Genomic DNA, 20218 nt, shown 5'->3' with positions numbered 1-20218 from the left:
CGGCGGCGTAAAGGGCTACCGCCACTTCCCCCACGTCCACCAGGCGGCGGACGTAGGGCTTAAGGAAAGCCGGGTAATACCGAGATTCCCGATCCCTAGGGACCTTCAGGTCCACCTGGCCAAAGGCGGTCTCCAGCTTGCGGGGGTAGTAGCCGTTCCTGCGGCCTCCGTGCACCTGCAAGAAGGCCGTCCGGTCCAACTCCAGAACCGTCTGCAAAACCTCGGCCACCGTCTCCCGCACCGCTTCCCTCAGCAAGATTCGCAAGGTATCCTGGTCCACGGGGCACCTCCTCGTGCTAAGGTGTGCCCCCCTATTAAACACGGACCCTTACACATAAATCCTTACACGACCGTTAACCCTCGAGCTTTCCCGGATCCTCCTAAAGGAGGCTCCCTTACAGGCGAGGTTGCGGGAGTTCCTCCAGGCCCTCCTAGAGGTGCCTTGGCTTCCCCTACAGACAAAAGGGGCCATCTTCCTCAAGCGGGGGGAAGGCCTCCACCTGGTGGCGGAGTACCGTCTGGACGAACCCTTGAAGACCGCCTGTGCCCTTTTGCCCTTGGGCCGGTGCCTGTGCGGGCGGGTGGGGCTCACGGAGGAGCCCCTCTGGATCCCTGAGGTGGATGAGGCCCACGAGATCACCTACCCGGGGATGCCTCCCCACGGCCACGCCATCCTTCCCCTCAAGGTGGGAAAGCGGGTTCTCGGGGTCTTGAACCTGTACCTGGAGCCCGGGGTGAGGCTCTCCACAACAGTCAAGGCCACGTTAGAGATGGCCGCGGGCCTTCTAGCCCTGGCGGTGCTCAGGGAGCGGGCGGAGAGGGCGGCCAGGGTTTTGCACCGGGCCAGCCAGGTGGCCCTTGAGGCCCAGGACGAGGCCGAGTATTTCCAGCGCCTGTGTGGTTTGCTGGTGGAGGAGGGATACGCCCTGGCCTGGGTGGGGGAGGCCCTGCCCGACGGCCGGGTGCGCCCTCTGGAAGGGGCGGGGGCGGTGGGGTACCTGGAGGGACTGGTGGTGCGCCACGACGAAACCCCCGAGGGTCAGGGTCCCACGGGAAGGGCCATCCGCCTGGGCAAGCCCCAGGTGCTGAGGGATGTGGGCACGGACCCAAACTACGGCCCTTGGCGCCTTCGGGCCCAGCGCTTTGGCTTTGCCTCCAGCGCCGCTTTTCCCTTGCGAATAGGGGAAAGGGTCTTCGGGACGCTCAACGTTTACGCCCCCGAGCCCGATGCCTTTGACCCGGAGGAGGTGGCCCTCCTCCAGGACCTGGCTTATTCGGCGGGGAAGGCCTTGGAGCGCTTCCGTGCCCAAGCCTTGGCCCATCTCCTTTCCCAGGTGGTGGAGCAGGTGCCGGAGGCCATCTTCATCACGAACCTGGAAGGGCGCATCACCTACGCCAACGCGGCGCTATATACCCAGACGGGCTATTCTCCTTCGGAGGTCCTGGGGCAGAATCCCCGCATCTTCAAGTCGGGGAAGCACCCGGAGGCTTTCTACCGGCACCTTTGGGACACCTTGCAGCGAGGCCAAGTATTTCAGAGCCTCTTCTATAACCGCCGCAAGGATGGGCGCCTGGTGGTGGAGCACAAAATCCTCACCCCCATACGGGACCTTAGGGGCCAGGTGGTGGCCTACTCCTCCACGGGGCGGAACATCACCCGGGAGTGGAGCCTTTACCGCATCCAGCAGGTGCTCATCCAGATGCTGGAGCGCTTTTTGCAGGAGGGGATGGGCCGCTCCTTCTTCCAGCACTTTCTGGACAGGGTCCTGGAAGCCATCCCGGGGGCGGAGGCGGGAAGCCTCCTTTTACGAAACCAGGACGGGAGCTTCTCCTTCGTGGCCCTTACGGGGCATGACCCCGGGCTAAAGGAGGTGCGCCTTGCTCCCGAGGAGGTTTACGCCCTACAGGCCCAGGCTTCGCAGGGCCGGGTGTCGGGAGCGGTGCTTGGGGAGTTCCTCCGGCACCTGCCCCCGGAAAAGGGGGGGATCCTTAGGCAAAGGGGGCGTTTTGGGGAGCTTAAGGAAACCCTTTACGCCCGCCTCGAGGTGGAGGGGGAAGCCATCGGGGCCCTGTACCTGGATGCCTTCCAGGCTCCTTTCCCTGAGGAGGCCCTGGATCCCTTCCGTTTCCTGGCCCGTTGGCTGGAGATGGTTTTCTCCTGGGAGCGGGCCCAGGTGCAGGCCCGGTACCTCCGCTACCACGATCCCCTTACCGGCCTGCCCAACCGCGCATTTTTGGAGGAAGCCTGGCGGGAAAGGGAGGAAACCCTCAGCCTGGTGCTGGCGGATCTCAACAGCTTTGGGGAAAACAACCAGACGCATGGCCGGAAGGTGGGGGATATGCTTCTCGCGGCAGCGGCCCGGGCCTGGGCGGAACTCCTTCCCAAGGGTGGGGAGCTTTACCGCTTGGGGGATGACGAGTTCCTCTTTGTGCTTCCCCTTGAACCGGGAAGGGTCCTGGGGTTCTACCAGGACCTCACGAGGGCCTTAGAGGCCAGCGCCCCAAGCGCCTTGGAAAAGGCCAAGCTGGGGATCTCCGTGGGGGTGGTGGCCTACCCCTGCGACGGGCGGAACCTGGGCGAACTCCTCCGGCGGGCGGACCTTGCCCTGCGGGAGGCCAAGAAGGGCCGGGGGATCGCTTACTTCAACCGGGAGCTGGAGGCGGCCTACATGGAGCGGGTGGAGGTCCTGGCCGCCCTGGAGGAAGCCCTGCGGGAAGGCCGGTTGATCCTGTTCGGCCAGCCCATCGTGGATCTTTCCACCCTCGAGGCCGTGGCCACGGAGGTGCTGGTGCGCTGGCCCAGGGAGGGAGGCTTCTGGCCTGCGGGGGCCTTTATCCCCCTGGCGGAGGAAACCGGGTTGATCCGGGAGCTGGACCTTTACGTGCTCCGCCGGGTGGAGACCCTGCCCGAGAGTAGCGTCTGGCACGTGAACCTTTCCCCGCAGACCCTGCGCGACCCCCGGTTCCTGGAGGTGGCCTCCCGCCTGCGGGGCAAGGGGGTGCGGTTTGAGATCACCGAGTACGCCCTGGCCCAAGGGGTGGAGGAGGTGCTAAAGGAGCTGGTGGAAATGGGGTTTGGGCTGGTCCTGGATGACTTTGGCCAGGGCTACGCCTCCCTCAACACCTTGATCCAACACCCCTTCTGCATGGTCAAGATGGACCGGGGTTTCACCGCCGGGCTTGGGCAAAATCCCAAATCCCATGCGGTCCTGCGGGCCTCCTTAAGCCTGGCCCGGGAGCTGGGGTTGGAACTGGTGGCGGAAGGGGTGGAAACCGAGGTGCAGCGGGACTGGTTGTTGCGCCTTGGGTACCGGTTTGCCCAGGGGTACCTCTTCGGGACTCCCCAGCCCATCAGCGGCTCCTGAACCTCTCCGCCTTCGCCTCCGAGTCCAGGATGAGGGTCACGGGGCCATCGTTCACCAGGTGCACCCGCATGTGGGCCCCGTAGACCCCGGTTTCCACGTGCACGCCCTGTTGCAGGAAGGCCTCTATGGCCGCCTCGTAGAGGCGCTTGCCCAGATCGGGCGGGGCCGCCTGGACAAAGGAGGGTCGGTTTCCCTTGCGGGTGTCCGCGTAAAGGGTGAACTGGCTCACGAGGAGCACCTCCCCGCCCACCTCCTTGAGGGAGAGGTTCATCTTTCCGGCCTCGTCGGGGAAGATGCGCAGGGCCACGATCTTGCGCGCCAGGTAAAGGGCGTCCTCCACCGTGTCCCCGTGCCCCACCCCCAGGAGGACCAGAAGCCCGAGGCCGATCCTGCCCACCTCCTCGCCGTCCACCTCCACGAAGGCCTCGGAAACCCGTTGCACCACTGCCCGCATGCTTCACCCCCTGGGCCCGGCGAAGAGGGCCACGGTGCCCGGGCCCGCGTGGACGCTCACCGCAGCTCCTGCCCGCAAGGTGCCCAAGACCTCCACGCCTTCCGCCCTCAGGGCCTCGCCCAAGGTCCTGGCGCCCTCCAGGTTGCCCGCATGGGCCAGGTAGACGGGTCCCCCATCCGGGAAGTCCCGGCGGAAGAGCTCCACCAGCCTGCGCAGGCCCTCCTTGAGGCCCCGCACCCGCGGGCCAGCCAGGACCCGGCCCCCCTTGACCTCCAGCACCGGAAGGATGCTGAGAAGCCCGCCCATGAACCTTTGCAGGCCGGAGATCCGCCCGGAGCGGTGCAGGTAGATAAGGGTTTCGGGGAGGACATAGCCCCGCACCCTCTCCCGGTAGGGGGCAAGGGCTTCCTCCAGGTGTTCCCAGGCCACCCCTCTTCTTAGAAGCCGGCGGGCTTCCTCCAGCACCAAGAGGAGGCCCCCATTCAGGGACCAGGAATCCAGCACCTTGACCCTTTCCCCGAACTCCCGGGCCACCGCCATGGCGGTGGCCACGGTCCCCGAGAGGTGGCCGGACACGTGGACGGAAAGCACCCGCTCGTGGGTTTGCAGGAGGGTTTCGTAGGTGGAGCGCAGGTCCTCGAGGGCTACCTGGCTGGTGGAAAGCCGCTCCCCTCGGCGCAGGAGGTCCAGGACCTCCTCGTCGGCGATGGCCAGCTGGTCGCGGAGGGTTCTATTCCCCCAGATCACCTGCTGGGGCACCACGTGAATACCCTGCTTTAAGGCCTCTTCCGGGCTCAGGCCTAAGGTGGAGTCGGCCACGAAGGCTACATTAGAGGCTGTAGGCATAGAACCCGTAGGTGCCGGGCCCGGTGTGGCTGGCGATCACCGCTCCCAGCTCGCTCACCAGGGCCTCCTCCACGGGAAGGCCCGAGGCCAGAACCATTTCCTTCAGTTCCCTCACGGCGCTTGCCTCGGCGCTGTAGAGGAAGTAGGCCCGGATGCGCTCCCGTCCCCTGGCCCAGGCCTGGAAGTCCTTGAGGATCTCCTCCCTGGCCTTCTTTTCCCCCCGGGCCCGGCCCGCCGCCTCCACCCGGCCTTCCTTCAGGGTCAGGATGGGCTTGATGCCCAGGAGGGTGCCCAACAGGGCCTGGGCCCCGCCGATGCGCCCCCCTCGCTTCAAAAACTCCAGGGTGGCCACGCTGAAGCGCACGAAGTGGTCCTGGCGGATGCGCTCAAGCTCGCGGATGACCTCCGGCAGAGCCTGGCCCGCTTGCAAGAGCTCGTGGGCCCGCAGGACCATCATGCCTATCCCCAAGGAAGCGGCCTGGCTGTCAAAGACGGTGATCCGCTCGGGAAAGTTTTGCGCCGCAAGAAGGGCGGACTGCACCGTTCCCGAGAGCTTGGCCGAGATGTGGATGGAAAGCACGTGGTCGGCCTCCTGCAGGGCCTCCCGGTAGGCCCGCTGGAAATCCTCAGGGGAAGGCTGGCTGGTGGTGGGAAAGGCCTCCCCCTCCCGCACCTTCGTGAAGATCTCCTCGGGGGTGATCTCCTCCCAGTCCCTGTAGATGCGTCCTCCCAGGTTCACGTAAAGGGGCACCACCCCTACCCCCAGGCGTTCCCTTAGGGGCCTGGGTAGGTCAGAGGTGGAGTCGGTGATCAAGGCAACCTTCATCACTCCTCCTTGTGCTCCCGGACAAGATACCACAGGTAGGTGGTGTAGTGTAGCGGCCTGGTTGCTTGAAGAAGGGCTTTCTGCTAGGTTCAAGGGTATATGTGGCGGGTCTTGGTGTCCGACGAGATGCGGCTTGGGGATGTGAAGTACCCAGGGGTGCTTTTGGACTACCGGCCGGGGATTGGGCGGGAGGAGCTTTTGGAGATCATCCCCGCCTACGATGCCCTCATCACCCGGAGCCGAACCCAGGTGGATGCCGAGCTACTGAAGCGGGGCAAGCGGCTTAAGGTGGTGGGACGGGGCGGGGTAGGCGTGGACAACGTGGACCTCGAGGCGGCAAGCCGCTTGGGCATCCTGGTGGTCAACGTTCCCGAGGCCAACACCCGCTCGGCGGCGGAGCTGGCCTTTGGCCTCCTTCTGGCGGCGGCCCGGGGCATTGCCCTTTCCGACCGCAAGATCCGCGCCGGGGAGTGGGACCGGAAGTTCCTGGGCCTTGAGCTTAAGGGGAAAACCCTGGGTATCATCGGCCTGGGGAGGATCGGAAGCCAGGTGGCCCGCTTTGCCAAGGCCTTTGAGATGCGGGTTTTGGCCTACGACCCCTACATCCCCCGGACCCGGGCGGAGAGCCTGGGGGTGGAGCTCCTGGAGGACCTTTCCGACCTCCTCCGTCAGAGCCACTTCCTCACCGTCCACACCCCCCTCACCGAGGAAACCCGGGGGATGATCGGGCGGAGGGAGCTCTACCTCCTCCCCCGGGGGGCGGTGGTGGTGAACGCCGCCAGAGGGGGCATCGTGGACGAGAAGGCCCTGTTGGAGGTGTTGGAGGAGGGCCACCTCTTTGCCGCAGGCCTGGACGTGTTTACCCAGGAGCCTCCCCCCAAGGACCACCCGCTTCTTAAGCACCCGAGGGTGGTCCTCACCGCCCACCTGGGGGCCAACACCTTTGAGGCCCAGGACCGGGTGGGGGAGGCGGTTTTGGAGCGGGTGGTGCGCACCCTGGAGGGGGATCTCTCCTATGCCCTGAACACCGGGTTTGATCCCGAGGCCCTCGAGGCCCTGAGGGGTTTCCTGCCCCTGGGGGAGGCGTTGGGGAAGCTTCTTGCCCAGATCACCCGGGGCCGGCCCGAGGTGCTGGAGGTAAGCTTCCTGGGCCGGTTTGAAAAGGACCCCGAGCCCGTGGCCAGCGCCGTGGCCAAGGGCTTCCTCTCCCGGGTGCTGGGGGAGGAGATGGTGAACCTGGTTTCCGCCAGGCCCCTTCTTAAGGACCGGGGCATCCGGCTTGTCACCCGCAGGCAGGAGGAGGCGGGGGAGTACACCAGGCTTCTGGAGGTGCGCCTTGCCACCGACCAGGAGGAGCGCCGGGCCCGCGGGGTGGTGATGGCGGGTAAGCCCCGCCTGGTGGGCATCGACGACTATGCCCTCGAGGTGGTGCCGGAGGGGTACATGTTGGTCTGCATCAACTACGACCGCCCGGGGGTGGTGGGCCAGGTGGGAACCCTCCTGGGCGAGGCGGGGGTGAACATCGCCGGGATGCAACTGGGCCGGGATGTGCCGGGGGGAAGGGCCCTCTTTGTGCTTACCGTGGACCAGAAGCCAAGCCCGGAGGTTCTGGAGGCCCTTAGGGCTTTGCCGGTGTTGGAGAGGGTGGATCTGGCGGAGCTTTAGGCCTGGGGTGGGAGGCTGGTTAGGGGTGACTTCAGTGGAGAAGGTAGGCACAAGCAGGTTTTATCGTGAAAATAGGCACATACACTGCCCCCTTCCTGCCGCAAACAGCCACCTTCGTGCTGGGGCTAAGGGGGATTAGGAGAGGTGGGCCGTTTCTCCGGTGCTTGGGATAGCCCGGGCCCAGCGCGGAGTCTACGGGTTCAGCGCTTTTTGCCGAACCCGTAGACCAGTTCCTCCCCCTTGCGCACCACCAGGAGGATGGCGGACCGGCCCAGGTTGTCCTTGAGGAGGTAAAGGCTTCGCACCTCCCCGTCTATGGTTTTCTCCTCCTGCCTCTCCACGAAGTAGCCCGCGGCGGCAAAGCTGGTGAGCACCTGCTGGACGAAAGCAGCGTGGAGCCTGCTGGCGATGCCTTTGGCCACGAAGGCCTCGAGGGCATACCCCTTGGCCTCGGGAAAGCGAAGGAGGAGGGGTTCGGGGTTTTTGGCCTTGTAGCTTCCCGTGGGCAGGCGCACCGCTGGGTCCAGGCTGGAGGCCAAGGCCACCACGGCGGTGGCCTCCAGGAGGGTCTGGGCAAAGCCCACGCCGCCCAAAAGCAGGAGGACCAGGAGAACCACCCTGGGCTTTGGCATATAGGGATCTTACCCCATCAGGAGGTCTCGGGCCTTAAGGGCCAGGTGAACCTGGGCCAGGACCTCGGGGCGGGACAGGGAACCCAGGGCGGCTTCGATCCGCTTAAGGCGGTAGCGCAGGGTGTTGGGGTGGATGTGGAGGGAAGAGGCCGCCTCCTCCACGCTGCCCGTGGCCATGTACACCTCGAGGGTCTTCAGGAGCTTCGGGGGAAGGGGTAGGTAGCGCTCCACCAGGGCCTTCAGGTCCTCGGGAGACTGCTGGAGGAGCACAAAGGCCACGGGATCCAGGCCGCTGAAGGAAAGGGCCTCCCCCGCCCGGGCCGCCTTCAGGGCGATGAGGGCCTCGCGGTAGGCGTTTTGGACCTCCTCGCCAGCGGCGTGGACCGCGGAATACCCTAGCCGGCTTCCCGGGGGCAGGGCAGAAAGGAGGCTTTGCGCCTCCTTCTTAGGGTTGTGCACCTGCCACATGGCCGCCAGGCGGTTCCCCCGGGTGGTGAGGAGGTAGGGCACGCCCAGCCGGTCCAGAAAGGTGCCGGCCCGACGCCTCAGTTCCAGGGTGGCCTCCCTCCTTCGCTCCTCTGCCAGCCGGTGGCGGCCCGGTACCGCCGGGGGTTCCACCAGGGCCAGGACCCACTCCACCCCCTCGGTGAAGCCAAAGGCGAAGAGCCGGTCGGGTTCCGCTTCCCCCAGGATAAGGCCCTCCAGGAGCGCCCCGCCCAGGGATTCCTCCCGCATCCTTTCCAGGGAGCGTTCCAGGGCCCGCACCCGAAGGAGCCGGGCGGCCACCTCCAGAAGGCCCCGGGCTTGCCGTAGACCCTCCTCCTCCCCGTAGGCCACCAGAACGCCCTCGCCTGCCTCCAGGGAAAGCCACCCTCGGCCTTCCCCAGGCTCCTTGGGGTGCTGGGGAGGCACGGGACCGGCAAATCCCAGCACTTCTCCCCAAGGGGCTACCCGGGCCAGGGCCAGGCCCGTGGCCTGGTAGAGGACTTCCAGGAAGGGCCTTTCTGGAAGCCTCAACAGGAGGTCCAAAAGCCCGGCCATCCCCAGGCCCGAGCCCAGGTGGAAGAGGCGCAGGGCCACCGCCTTGGCCAGTTCCTCCCGCTTCAGCCAAGGGGGGTAGACCGCTACCCCTAGGCCCTCCTTCCGGGCATACTCCAGGAGTTCCGGATCCGGGGCCGGAAGGAGGAAGCCGGAGGCGGTGCGGTAGCGCCAGAGGTTTCCCTCGGGGCGGGCGAGGAGAAGGGCCCCCTCCAGGGGCAGGAGGGGTCTCGCCTCCTCCAGGAGGTAGAGGACCGGCCTATGGGAGGGGACCAGGACCTCGAGGCCCAGGTCCTGGGCCAGATGGAGGAAGCCGATGGAAATTGACCTAAATTCTGGCATGGACATTGTTGTCTTGCACAATATACCCGGTTCTGCCAGGGGACAAGGGGGGCGTTTTTGTACAACGAAACATATTTCGGCAGAATCTTGTGCTACTTACAGTTGCCCTCCCGGGCCGGGACGGCCATCCTGAGGGGCGAAAGGAGCAGCATGTTCCGCGGGTCCATTCCTCCCTTACCCACACCCTTTCGGCGAGGCCGGATCGATGAGGAAGCCCTACGGGGTTTGGTGGAACGGGTAATCCAAGGGGGCTCCCATGGCCTTAGCGTGGGGGGCACCACGGGCGAACCCGGCACCCAGACCCTGGAGGAGCGGAAGCGGGTGATCGAGATCGCCCTGGAGCAGGCGGCGGGCCGGGTTCCCGTCATCCCCGGCACCGGGGCCCTCAGGCTTGAGGAGACCCTCGAGCTCACCCGCTTTGCCAGGGAAGCAGGGGCCCAGGGGGCCATGGTCATCGTCCCCTATTACGTTAAACCCAACCAGGAAGGACTGTACCGCTACTTCGCCGAGGTGGCCAAGGCGGTACCCGACTTTCCCATCCTCATCTACAACATCCCGGGCCGGGCAGGGGTGGAGATCGCCCCCAAGACCGTGGCCCGCCTTAGGCGGGACTTTCCCAACATCGTGGGGCTGAAGCACTCTTCCAAGGACCTGGAGTACCTCTCCCAGCTCTTCCAAGAGGTGGGCCGGGACTTCCTGGTGTTCTGCGGCTTGGAAAGCCTCACCCTGCCCATGATGAGCCTGGGAGCGGTGGGGACCATCGCCGCCACCGCCAACTGGCTTCCCAAAGAGGTGGCGAGGCTCACGGAGCTGGCCCTGGCGGGGGATTTCCAGGGGGCCAGGGAGCTCCATTACTACCTCCTCGAGGCCAACGAGGCCATCTTCTGGGACACGAACCCCATTCCCCTGAAGACGGTGCTCTCCTGGATGGGCCTTTTGGAGAAGGAGTGGCGCCTCCCCTTGGGTCCCACCACCCCCGAGGTGGAGGAGAGGCTAAGGGCCATGGCCCGGCGCTACCGCCTGATCGGGGAGGAGGCATGAAGCTCTGCCGTTTCCTGGCTAAGGGAAGGCTCCATCACGGGGTTTATAGGGAGGGCATCCTCCTGGACGAAGCTGGGGAGGCCCATGATCCCGAGGAGGTCACCTGGCTCCTTCCCTTCACCCCCGGCAAGGTGATCGGGGTGGCCCTGAACTATGCGGACCATGCCGAGGAGCTGGGCCTTTCCCGTCCCGAGGAGCCCGCGCTTTTTTGGAAACCGAACAATAGCCTCCTTCCCCATAAGGGCGTGGTGCGTTACCCAAAAGGGGTGGAGTACATGCATTACGAGGTGGAGCTGGCGGTGGTGGTGGGCCGGCCCATGCGCAGGGTGAAGGCCAAAGAGGCCCTGGACTACGTCCTGGGATACACCATCGCCAACGACCTGGTGGTGCGGGACTACGTTTCCAACACCTTCCGCCCCCCCATCCGGGCCAAGGGACGGGATACCTTTGGCCCCCTGGGGCCCTTTCTGGTGGTGGGGGAGGTGGAGGATCCCCAGAACCTTACCCTAAGGGCCTATGTGAACGGGGAGCTTCGTCAGGAAGGGCACACCTCGAGGATGCTCTACAGCGTGGCGGAGCTTTTGGAGTACATATCCGAGTTCATGACCCTGGAGCCCTACGACGTCATTCTCACCGGGACGCCCAAGGGCATAAGCCGGGTGCTTCCCGGGGATGTGATGCGGCTGGAGATCGAAGGGCTTGGCGCTTTGGAAAACCCCATAGAGGAGGAGGCATGAGGTACCAGGACCAGGTGGCAGGGATTCCCTGGGAAAGGATCGAGGCCATTCGAAACGCCCTAAAGGGGTGGACGGCCCTCCACTTCATCGGCGGGGAGTTCCGCCCCTCGGAAAGCGGGGAGGTCTTTCCCACCTTGGATCCTTCCACCAACGAGGTGCTCTCCCATGCGGCCCGGGGCGGGGAAAGGGAAGTGGACCGGGCCGCCAAGGCGGCCCACGAGGCCTTCCAGCGGTGGAGCCGCACCCCGGCCCGGGAGAGGAAGCGCTACCTCCTGAGGATCGCCGAGCTTTTGGAAAAGCATGCGGATGAGCTGGCGGTGGTGGAGGCCTTGGATGCTGGGCAGGTGCTGCGGATTGTCAAGGCCCAGGTGGCCCGCTCCGCGGAGAACTTCGCCTTCTACGCCGAGTACGCCGAGCACGCCATGGAGGACCGCACCTTCCCCGTGGACCGGGACTGGCTTTACTACAGCCTGAGGGTCCCGGCTGGGCCGGTGGGCATCATCACTCCCTGGAACGCTCCCCTGATGCTTTCCACCTGGCGCATCGCCCCGGCCCTGGCCTTCGGGGACACGGTGGTGCTGAAGCCCGCGGAATGGAGCCCCTTAACCGCCAGCAAGCTGGCGGAGATCGTGCAGGAGGCGGACCTTCCCCCTGGGGTCTTCAACCTGGTCCAGGGCTACGGCGAGGAGGCGGGGGCTGCCCTGGTGGCCCATCCCCTCGTTCCCCTCATCACCCTCACCGGGGAGACGGAAACCGGGAAGATCGTGATGCAAAACGCCGCCCGCCACCTTAAGCGGCTTTCCCTGGAGCTTGGCGGGAAAAGCCCGGCCTTGGTCTTTGCCGACGCCGATCTGGAAAGGGCTTTGGATGCGGTGGTCTTCCAGATCTACTCCTTCAACGGGGAGCGGTGCACAGCGAGCTCCCGCCTCCTGGTGGAGGAGTCCATCTTTGAAACCTTTGTGGAGAGGGTGGCGGAACGGGCGCGGGCCATCCGGGTGGGCCATCCCCTGGACCCCGAGACCGAGGTGGGCCCCCTCATCCACCCCGAGCACCTGGAGAGGGTTTTGGGGTATGTGGAGGCGGGCCTTAAGGAGGGGGCAAGGCTTCTCGTGGGCGGAAGGAGGGCCACCACCTCCTTCCGCGGGGAGGATCTTTCCCAGGGGAACTACCTGGAGCCCACCCTCTTCGTGGGGGAAAACCACATGAAAATCGCCCAGGAGGAGATCTTCGGGCCCGTCTTGGTGGCCATTCCTTTCAAGGACGAGGAGGAAGCCCTTAGGAAGGCCAACGACACCCGGTATGGCCTTGCGGCCTACGTGTTCACCCGGGACTTGGAAAGGGCCCATCGCCTGGCCTTGGAGCTAGAGGCGGGCCTCGTATACCTGAACAGCCACAACGTGCGCCACCTGCCCACCCCCTTTGGCGGGGTGAAGGCCAGCGGGGAACGGCGGGAGGGTGGCCTTTATGCTCTTGAGTTTTACACCGACCTCAAGGCCGTGGGGCTTCCCCTAAGGCCCCCCCACGTGCCCAAGTTCGGAAAGAGGTGAGAGGATGGCGAGGACAGGAGCGGAGTATCTGGAAGCCTTGAAGGAGCGGCCCCCCAACCTCTGGTACAAGGGGGAAAAGGTAGAGGACCCCACTACCCATCCCGTCTTCCGGGGCATCGTGCGCACCATGGCGGCCCTCTATGACCTGCAGCACGATCCTCGGTACCGGGAGGCCCTCACCTACGAGGAGGAGGGGAAGCGGCACGGGATGAGCTTCCTCATCCCCAAGACCAAGGAGGACCTGAAGCGGCGGGGCCAGGCCTACAAGCTCTGGGCCGACCAGAACCTGGGGATGATGGGCCGTAGCCCGGACTACCTGAACGCCGTGGTCATGGCCTATGCTGCCAGCGCCGAGTACTTCGGGGAGTTTGCCGACAACGTGCGGGCCTACTACCGCTACCTCCGCGACCACGACCTGGCCACCACCCACGCCCTTACCAACCCCCAGGTGAACCGGGCCAAGCCCCCCTCGGCCCAGCCCGACCCCTACATCCCCGTGGGGGTGGTGCGTCAGACGGAAAAGGGCATCGTGGTGCGGGGAGCCCGCATGACCGCCACCTTTCCCCTGGCGGATGAGGTCCTCATCTTCCCTTCCACCCTGCTTAAGGAGGGGCCGGGCAACGAGAAGTACGCCATTGCCTTCGCCCTGCCCACTTCCACCCCGGGGCTTCACTTCGTCTGCCGCGAGGCCTTGGTGGGAGGGGATAGCCCCTTCGACTACCCCCTTAGCAGCCGCCTCGAGGAGATGGACTGCCTGGTGATCTTTGACGATGTGCTGGTCCCTTGGGAGCGGGTCTTCATTTTAGGGAACGTGGAGCTCTGCAACAACGCCTACGCCGCCACGGGAGCCTTGAACCACATGGCCCACCAGGTGGTGGCCTTGAAGACCGCCAAGACCGAGGCCTTTCTGGGGGTGGCGGCCTTGATGGCCGAGGGGATCGGGGCCGACGCCTACAGCCACGTGCAGGAGAAGATCGCCGAGATCATCGTCTACCTGGAGGCCATGCGGGCCTTCTGGACCCGGGCGGAGGAGGAGGCCAAGGAGAATGCCTTTGGCCTGCTGGTACCCGACCGGGGGGCCTTGGACGGGGCGAGGAACCTGTACCCCAGGCTCTACCCCCGGCTTAGGGAGATCCTGGAGCAGATCGGGGCCAGCGGCCTGATCACCCTGCCCTCGGAGCGGGACTTCAAGGGCCCCCTGGCCCCCTTGCTGGAGAAGTATCTGCAGGGGGCTACCCTCGAGGCCAAGGAGCGGGTGGCCCTCTTCCGCCTGGCCTGGGACATGACCCTCTCGGGATTCGGAGCCCGGCAGGAGCTTTACGAGCGCTTCTTCTTCGGGGATCCGGTGCGCATGTATCAGACCCTCTTTAGCGTCTACGATAAAGAGCCCTACAAGGAGCGGATCCGCGCCTACCTGAAGAGGGCGCTTTCCGTGTTTGCGGAGGTGGAGGCGTGACGGGTGCCTTTCCCGAGGGGCCTGCGGGTTTGCCCAAGCCGGACGAGGCCTTGAAGGAGGCCTTCAAGGAGGCCCTAAGCCGGTTTGCCGCCGGGGTGACCGTGGTGTCCGCCCGGCTGGGGGAGGAGGAGCGGGGCATGACCGCCACCGCCTTCATGTCCTTGAGCCTCGAGCCTCCCCTGGTGGCCCTGGGCATCCACGAGAAGGCGAGGCTTTTGCCCCTTCTGGAGGCCTCCCGGGCCTTCACCGTTAGCGTTCTGAGGGAAGGGCAGGAGGCAGTCTCCCAGCACTTTGCCGGCAAACCCCAGGAAGGGGTGGGGTTGGTGGACGGCAGGGTGCCAGGGGCCTTGGCGGTGCTGCGCTGCCGCCTGGAGGCGGCCTACCCCGGGGGGGACCACCGGCTGGTGGTGGGCCGGGTGGAGGCGGTGGAGCTGGGGGAACCCGGCCTTCCCTTGGTGTACTTCGGCCGGGGTTACAGGAGGTTGGTATGGCCATCGTGAGGGTTGGATTCATAGAGCTTTGGGTGAGGGACCTGGAGAAAAGCCTGGAGTTCTACGAGGGGCTTTTGGGCTTCCGCCTGGAGCGCAAGGAGGGGAAAAGCGCCTACCTCCGGGGCTACGAGGAGCTGGAGTGGAGCCTGAAGCTCACCCAGGCGGAACTTCCCGCGGTGCGGAGCCTGGGCTTCAAGGTGGACGAGAAGGGGATGGAAGAGGCCCAGGCTTGGGCGGAACAGGAAGGGCTTCCCCACCGGTTGGAAGCGGACTGGGGTAGGCCCAGGATGCTCCGCGTTCAGGACCCCTTTGGCTATCCCCTGGTCTTCTACGCGGGGGCGGAGAAGCTTCCCCGCATGTTGCAGGAGTACCACCTCTACCGGGGGCCGGGGATTTTGCGCATCGACCACCTGAACCTCTTCTCCCCCGAGGTGGAGCGGGCCACCCGCTATTACCAGGAGAGGCTGGGCTTCCGCCTCACCGAGTACACGGAGGACGATGAGGGGAGGCTTTGGGCCAGCTGGCTCCACCGCAAGGGGAACGTCCACGACGTGGCCTTCACCAACGGGGAAGGCCCGAGGCTCCACCACTTCGCCTACTGGCTTCCTGACCCCATGGCCATCCTGAAGGCGGCGGACATCCTGGCGGGAGCCCGCAGGACGGACCAGATCGAACGGGGACCCGGGCGGCACGGGATCTCCAACGCCATGTTCCTCTACCTCAAGGACCCGGACGGGCACCGCATCGAGCTCTACACCTCCGACTACCTCACCGTGGACCCCGACCTGCCCCCGGTGCGCTGGAGCCTGAACGACCCCAGGCGACAGACCCTTTGGGGGCACAGGACCCCAAAGAGCTGGTTCCTGGAGGGAAGCTTGCTTTTGGACCTCGAGGGAAAGCCCTTGCCCACGCGGCCTTCGCCCCTTGTCGGCATCCCCGAGCACGTGACCTAGCTTGACGGGACAGAAGTCCCTGGTTAAACTGGAAGGCAAACGGTCGTTAGTTAGACCCGATCCGGGTCTCGCCCGGTGGGGAATGAACAGTGGGAAGCGGAAAGATGAAGGGACGAAGGAGGGGAAGAAGATGAAGCGCTGGTTGGTAGCCCTGTTGGTTTTAGGCCTTTCGGCCCTGGCCCAGGAGGCTCTCAAGGTGGGTGTGGTGGTCTCGGCCACCGGCCCTGCCGCCTCCTTGGGTATTCCCGAGCGGAACACCTTCCTCATGCTCCAGGAGATGCTGGACCGCACGGGAGGCGTGGCCGGGCGCAAGGTGCAGTTCGTGATCCTGGACGATGCCTCGGACACCACCCAGGCGGTGCGGAATACCCGCCGCCTGGTGGAGGAGGGAGTGGTGGCCATTATCGGCACCACCACCACCCCGGCTTCCTTGGGCATGATCCCCGTGGTGGCCGAGGCTAAGGTGCCCATGATCTCCCTGGCGGCCAGCAAGGACATCATCCACCCCGTGGACGCCCAGCGGCACTGGGTCTTCAAGACCCCCCAGACAGAGGAGCTCATGGCCCGGGCCATCGTGGCGGACATGGTGGCCAGGGGGGTCAAGACCGTGGCCTACATCGGCTTTAACGACGCCTACGGGGAGGGCTGGGCCCGCTTCTTCGAGGCGGAGGCCAAGGCCAAGGGCCTGCAGGTGGTGGCCAGCGAGCGTTATGCCCGCACCGACACCTCGGTGACCGGCCAGGTGCTGCGCATCCTCGCCCGGCGGCCCGACGCGGTCTTGATCGGGGCCAGCGGCACCCCCGCCGTGCTTCCCCAGCGCACCCTGAAGGAGCGGGGCTATGCCGGCCTCATCTACCAGACCCACGGGGTGGCCAACCCCGACTTCCTGCGGGTGGGGGGCAAGGACGTGGAGGGCACCCTTCTCCCGGCCGGGCCCATCCTGGTGGCGGAGCAACTTCCCGGCACCTTCCCCAGCAAGCGGGTGGCCCTGGACTACATCCAGCGTTACGAGGCCAAGTACGGCATCGGCAGCTACTCCACCTTCGGCGCCCATGCCTGGGATGCCTGGCTGATCCTGAAGCCGGCCCTGGAGCGGGCCTTGAAGCGGGCTGACCCGGCTAAGGACCTCGCCGCCTTCCGCGCTGCCTTGCGGGACGAGATCGAGGCCACCCGGAACCTGGTGGCCACCCACGGGGTCTTCACTTTCAGCCGGGAGGACCACCTGGGCCTGCGCTTTGAGGATGCGGCGGTGATGGTCCGGGTGGAGAACGGCCGCTGGAAGCTGGAACGCATCTTCCGCTAAGCCATGGACGCCACCATCCTCAGCTTCCTCCTCTTGGACGGGTTGCAAAACGGGGTGGTCTACGGCCTTCTGGCCCTGTCCCTGGTGCTGGTCTTTGCCGTCACCCGGGTGATCCTGGTGCCCATCGGGGAGCTTCTGATGTTCGCCCCCCTTTCCCTGGTGTGGCTCCTCGAGGGCAAGCTCCCCGGCACCCTGTGGCTGGCCCTGGCCCTGGGAGGGGCCTGGGCCCTCATGGCCCGGGGCCGGGGAGCCCTTCTGCCCCTTGTGGGCGGGGTGGGGCTTTTCCTCCTCTTCCTTCTAGCTAAAGGGGTTCCTCCCTTGGCCTATCTGGCGGCGGTGCTCCTCGTGGTGTACCTGGGGGTGGCCACCTACCGGGTCTTCTTCCAGCCCATGCGGGGGGCCACGGTGCTTTCCCTCCTCATCATGGCCGTGGGCCTCCACGTGGCCTACCAGGGGTTGGGCCTCGTCTTCTTCGGTCCCGAGCAGTTCCGTCCCGCCCCTCTCCTTTCGGGAGAGGTGGTGGTGGGCCTCTCCTGGCAGGGGGTTCTGGTCCTCCTCTTCGCCGCTTTGAGCCTGATGGTCCTTTACCTCTTCTTCCGTTTCTCCCTTTTCGGAAAGGCGCTTTTGGCGGCGGCGGAGAACCGGCTTGGGGCCAGGCTCTTGGGGATACGCCCGGAGGAAGCGGGGATGGTGGCCTTCGGCATCGCCAGCCTCTTGGCGGCTTTTTCCGGGCTTCTCTTGGCCCCCCTCATCAACGCCGCCTACTTCATGGGCTTCATGCTGGGGCTTAAAGGGTTCGTGGCCGCCATCCTGGGGGGGCTTGCCAGCTACCCGGTGGCCTTTTTGGGAGCCCTCCTTGTGGGCTTCTTTGAGAGCTTCACCAGCTTCTACGCCAGCGCCTACAAGGAGGCTTTGGTCTTCCTGCTCTTGGTGCCCGCTCTCTTCTACCAGAGCCTGCGGGCGCGCACGGTGGAGGAGTGATGCGCTACCTCTGGTTTTTGTTGCTCCTGTTGCCCCTGGCCCTGTCCCCCTTTCCCTACTACCTCACCCTCCTGAACTTCTTCGCCCTCTCCGCCATGGTGGCCCTCTCCCTCTACGTGCTCACGGGTCTGGCAGGGATGACCAGCTTCGCCCAGGCGGCCTTCATGGGCATGGGGGCCTACGCCACCGCCCTCCTCACGGTCAAGGCTGGGCTTTCCCCTTGGCTTGGGCTTGGGGCCGGGCTCCTCTCCGCCCTTCTTTTGGCTTTGCTCCTGGGTGCTCTGACGGTGCGGCTTAAGGGGCATTTTCTTCCTCTTTCCACCATCGCCTGGCAGGTGGCCCTGTACATCCTGGCGGGGAACCTGGTGGGGCTCACCGGGGGGCATACGGGGCTTACGGATCTTCCCCCGATCCACCTCTTCGGCATCTCCCTGGACACCGGCTTCCACTACGCCTTCCTCACCCTTTTCCTCCTGGTCCTCCTGGTCCTGGCCCTTTACAACCTGCGCCAAAGCCGTATCGGGCGGGCCCTTCTGGCCCTGAGGGGGGATGCCCTGGCGGCGGCCAGCTTCGGCGTGGACCCGGCAGCCCTCAGGCTCAAGGCCTTTTTGCTCTCGGGGGTCATAGCCGGCCTGGCGGGTTTCCTGTACGCCCACTTCCTGCGCTTCGTCAACCCCACGCCCTTTTCCCTGGAGGCTTCCATCAAGTACCTGGTGATGGCCGTGGCCGGGGGAGTGGGGAGCATTCCCGGGGTGATGCTGGGAGCGGCCTTTTTCACCGGCCTCGAGGATTGGTTAAAGGACCTCCTGCCCCTCCTCTTGGGGCAACAGGGCAACTACGAAACCATCGGCTATGGCCTCATTCTGGCCCTGATCCTCATCCTGGCCCCCAAGGGCCTCTGGCCCATGGTGGAGCGGTACCTGCCAAACCGGGGCCAGGGGTTGCCCAAGGCGGAACCCCTTCCCCTCAAGAGCCCCGACGGCCCCCGGGGTGAAGTGGTCTTGGAGGTCCGGGGCCTGCAGAAGTCCTTCGGGGGGCTGATGGCGGTGGCAGGGGTTTCCTTCACTTTGAAGCGGGGGGAGATCCTGGCCTTAATCGGTCCCAACGGGGCGGGGAAGAGCACCCTGTTTAACCTGGTGGCGGGGGCTTTGCTCCCCGACCGGGGCCAGGTCCATCTTTTCGGTAAGGAGATCACGGGGCTTCCTCCTTACCGGATCCACGCCATGGGTTTGGGCCGCACCTTCCAGCATCCCCACCTTTTCCTGGAGCTCACGGTGCTGGAGAACGCCGCTTTGGGCACGTACAGCCGTACCCGGGCGGGCTTTTTCCAGGCTCTTCTGGGCCTTTCCCGCAAGGAGGAAGAGCGGGCTTTGGCCTCCGCCTACTGGGCCCTGAAGCGGGTGGGGCTGGAGTCCTTGGCCCTGGAAAAGGCGGAGCGCCTTTCCGTGGGCCAGCAGCGCCTGCTGGAGATCGCCCGGCTCCTGGCCTCGGGGGCCGAGGTGCTCCTCCTGGACGAGCCCGCTGCGGGACTCAGGGCCCAGGAGAAGCGGGAGCTTGCCTCCCTCCTCCGCTCCCTGGCCAGGGAGGGCTACACGGTGCTCATCGTGGACCACGACATGGACCTCATCATGGGCCTAGCAGACCGGGTGGTGGTGATGAACTACGGGGAGAAGATCGCCGAGGGCACGCCCAAGGAGGTCCAGAGGAACCCCTTGGTGCGGGCGGCCTATCTGGGAGAGGAGGAGGTGGCATGAGTCTCCTTTCCGTTCAGGGTCTCACCGTGCGCTACGGGCCCCTCGAGGCGGTGCGGGAGGTGAGCTTCTCCCTGAGGGAGGGGGAGGCCCTTACCCTCATCGGCCCCAACGGAGCGGGGAAGACCAGCGTGCTGAGGGGGCTCTTGGGCCTGGCCCAGGCGGAGGGGAAGGTCTTCCTGGACGGGGAGGAGGTGCGGGGGCGAAGCCCGGAGGCCCTTCTTTCCCGGGGTCTGGTGCTGGTGCCGGAGGGCCGGGCCCTCTTCCCCGGGCTTTCCGTGGAGGACAACCTCCTCCTGGGAGGCTTTACCCGTTTTCGCCGCAGGGAGAACCTGAGGCCGGACCTGGAAAGGGTCTACACCCTTTTCCCCAGGCTTTTGGAGAGGAGGAGGCAGCCCGCTGGCACCCTTTCCGGCGGGGAGCAGCAGATGCTGGCCATCGGCCGCGCCCTTATGGCCAGGCCCCGGCTCCTCCTCCTGGACGAGCCCTCCCTGGGTTTGGCTCCCCTGATGGTGCAGGAAATCTACCGCATCCTTGGGGAGCTCAAAGCCCAAGGGACCACCCTTCTTTTGGTGGAGCAGAACGCTAAGGTGGCCTTGGCCCTAGCGGATCGCGGGCTGGTGCTGGAGGCGGGGGAGGTGGTCCTCGAGGGGCCCGCCGAGGCCCTGAGGCAGGATCCCCGGGTGGTGGAGGCTTATTTGGGGCTTTCCCGGGAGCCGGAGGTGGCTGCTTCCGAGGGCGAACCCCTGGTTGCTTCGCCAGGCGAACACCCGGAGGAGGAGGGCTAGGG

At 65.8% G+C, this 20218-nt stretch carries 18 protein-coding genes; 12 read left to right on the top strand and 6 right to left on the bottom strand.

What is annotated here, in order from left to right:
- Window positions 1-322, bottom strand: a 322-nt coding sequence (locus tag G584_RS0109900) for a transposase (RefSeq protein ID WP_028494488.1), incomplete at its 3' end; no start/stop codon positions are given.
- Window positions 323-407: 85 nt separating this feature from the next.
- Between G584_RS0109900 and G584_RS0109895 the strand changes: the two genes are divergently transcribed.
- Complete coding sequence (locus G584_RS0109895) at window positions 408-3365, top strand: bifunctional diguanylate cyclase/phosphodiesterase (RefSeq protein ID WP_245563391.1); 2958 nt, start codon at window positions 408-410, stop codon at window positions 3363-3365.
- On the opposite strand, the gene dtd is transcribed toward G584_RS0109895, so the two are convergent.
- Genes dtd through G584_RS0109880 form a run of 3 tightly spaced genes read right to left on the bottom strand, consistent with a single transcriptional unit; the run spans window position 3352 to window position 5491 of the window.
- Window positions 3352-3819 (bottom strand): D-aminoacyl-tRNA deacylase, encoded by a 468-nt coding sequence (gene dtd, locus G584_RS0109890; protein WP_028494486.1) that lies wholly within the window; start codon window positions 3817-3819, stop codon window positions 3352-3354. The two genes, G584_RS0109895 and dtd, sit on opposite strands and share 14 nt — an antisense overlap.
- Window positions 3820-3822: 3 nt before the next feature.
- Window positions 3823-4665 carry a DegV family protein gene (locus G584_RS0109885; RefSeq protein ID WP_028494485.1) on the bottom strand — a complete coding sequence of 281 codons (843 nt, stop codon included), beginning with the start codon at window positions 4663-4665 and terminating at the stop codon, window positions 3823-3825.
- Window positions 4649-5491, bottom strand: coding sequence for a DegV family protein (locus G584_RS0109880; protein ID WP_028494484.1), 843 nt, complete (start codon window positions 5489-5491; stop codon window positions 4649-4651). Before G584_RS0109880 ends, G584_RS0109885 begins: the two co-directional genes overlap by 17 nt.
- Before the next feature lie 99 nt (window positions 5492-5590).
- On the opposite strand from G584_RS0109880, the gene serA reads away from it, so the two are divergent.
- Window positions 5591-7156 (top strand): phosphoglycerate dehydrogenase, encoded by a 1566-nt coding sequence (gene serA / locus G584_RS0109875; protein WP_028494483.1) that lies wholly within the window; start codon window positions 5591-5593, stop codon window positions 7154-7156.
- A gap of 200 nt (window positions 7157-7356) precedes the next feature.
- On the opposite strand, the gene G584_RS0109870 is transcribed toward serA, so the two are convergent.
- Window positions 7357-7788, bottom strand: coding sequence for a hypothetical protein (locus tag G584_RS0109870; protein ID WP_028494482.1), 432 nt, complete (start codon window positions 7786-7788; stop codon window positions 7357-7359).
- Window positions 7789-7797: 9 nt separating this feature from the next.
- A complete protein-coding gene (locus G584_RS0109865) occupies window positions 7798-9174 on the bottom strand; it encodes a PucR family transcriptional regulator (RefSeq protein WP_028494481.1) in 1377 nt (458 codons plus the stop codon).
- A gap of 144 nt (window positions 9175-9318) precedes the next feature.
- Here G584_RS0109865 and hpaI point away from each other — a divergent pair, with 144 nt between their 5' ends.
- The 10 genes from hpaI (at window position 9319) to G584_RS12150 (ending at window position 20216) form a co-directional block, all read left to right on the top strand.
- Window positions 9319-10209, top strand: coding sequence for a 2,4-dihydroxyhept-2-ene-1,7-dioic acid aldolase (gene hpaI, locus G584_RS0109860; RefSeq protein ID WP_028494480.1), 891 nt, complete (start codon window positions 9319-9321; stop codon window positions 10207-10209).
- On the top strand, window positions 10206-10946 hold the full coding sequence (locus G584_RS0109855) for a fumarylacetoacetate hydrolase family protein (RefSeq protein ID WP_028494479.1): 741 nt from the start codon (window positions 10206-10208) through the stop codon (window positions 10944-10946). Before hpaI ends, G584_RS0109855 begins: the two co-directional genes overlap by 4 nt.
- Window positions 10943-12493, top strand: coding sequence for a 5-carboxymethyl-2-hydroxymuconate semialdehyde dehydrogenase (gene hpaE / locus G584_RS0109850; RefSeq protein WP_028494478.1), 1551 nt, complete (start codon window positions 10943-10945; stop codon window positions 12491-12493). The genes G584_RS0109855 and hpaE overlap by 4 nt, the downstream gene beginning before the upstream one ends.
- A gap of 4 nt (window positions 12494-12497) precedes the next feature.
- Window positions 12498-13949, top strand: coding sequence for a 4-hydroxyphenylacetate 3-monooxygenase, oxygenase component (gene hpaB / locus G584_RS0109845; RefSeq protein ID WP_028494477.1), 1452 nt, complete (start codon window positions 12498-12500; stop codon window positions 13947-13949).
- Window positions 13950-13999: 50 nt separating this feature from the next.
- Window positions 14000-14449: a 4-hydroxyphenylacetate 3-monooxygenase reductase subunit gene (hpaC, locus tag G584_RS0109840; protein WP_028494476.1), complete on the top strand. Its 450-nt coding sequence runs from the start codon at window positions 14000-14002 to the stop codon at window positions 14447-14449.
- Window positions 14437-15393, top strand: coding sequence for a 3,4-dihydroxyphenylacetate 2,3-dioxygenase (gene hpaD, locus G584_RS0109835; RefSeq protein WP_028494475.1), 957 nt, complete (start codon window positions 14437-14439; stop codon window positions 15391-15393). The genes hpaC and hpaD overlap by 13 nt, the downstream gene beginning before the upstream one ends.
- Window positions 15394-15523: 130 nt before the next feature.
- Window positions 15524-16696, top strand: coding sequence for an ABC transporter substrate-binding protein (locus G584_RS0109830; protein ID WP_028494474.1), 1173 nt, complete (start codon window positions 15524-15526; stop codon window positions 16694-16696).
- Between the two features lie 3 nt (window positions 16697-16699).
- Window positions 16700-17677, top strand: coding sequence for a branched-chain amino acid ABC transporter permease (locus tag G584_RS0109825; RefSeq protein ID WP_028494473.1), 978 nt, complete (start codon window positions 16700-16702; stop codon window positions 17675-17677).
- The gene (locus G584_RS12155) at window positions 17677-19431 is read left to right on the top strand and encodes a branched-chain amino acid ABC transporter ATP-binding protein/permease (protein ID WP_038051044.1); all 1755 of its coding nucleotides are present in this window, start codon (window positions 17677-17679) and stop codon (window positions 19429-19431) included. Before G584_RS0109825 ends, G584_RS12155 begins: the two co-directional genes overlap by 1 nt.
- A complete protein-coding gene (locus G584_RS12150; RefSeq protein ID WP_051209247.1) occupies window positions 19428-20216 on the top strand; it encodes an ABC transporter ATP-binding protein in 789 nt (262 codons plus the stop codon). The genes G584_RS12155 and G584_RS12150 overlap by 4 nt, the downstream gene beginning before the upstream one ends.
- Window positions 20217-20218 lie beyond the last annotated feature (2 nt).

The sequence above is a fragment of the Thermus antranikianii DSM 12462 genome (assembly GCF_000423905.1).
Lineage (GTDB): Bacteria > Deinococcota > Deinococci > Deinococcales > Thermaceae > Thermus > Thermus antranikianii.
This window is presented reverse-complemented; position numbering and strand designations above follow the sequence as displayed.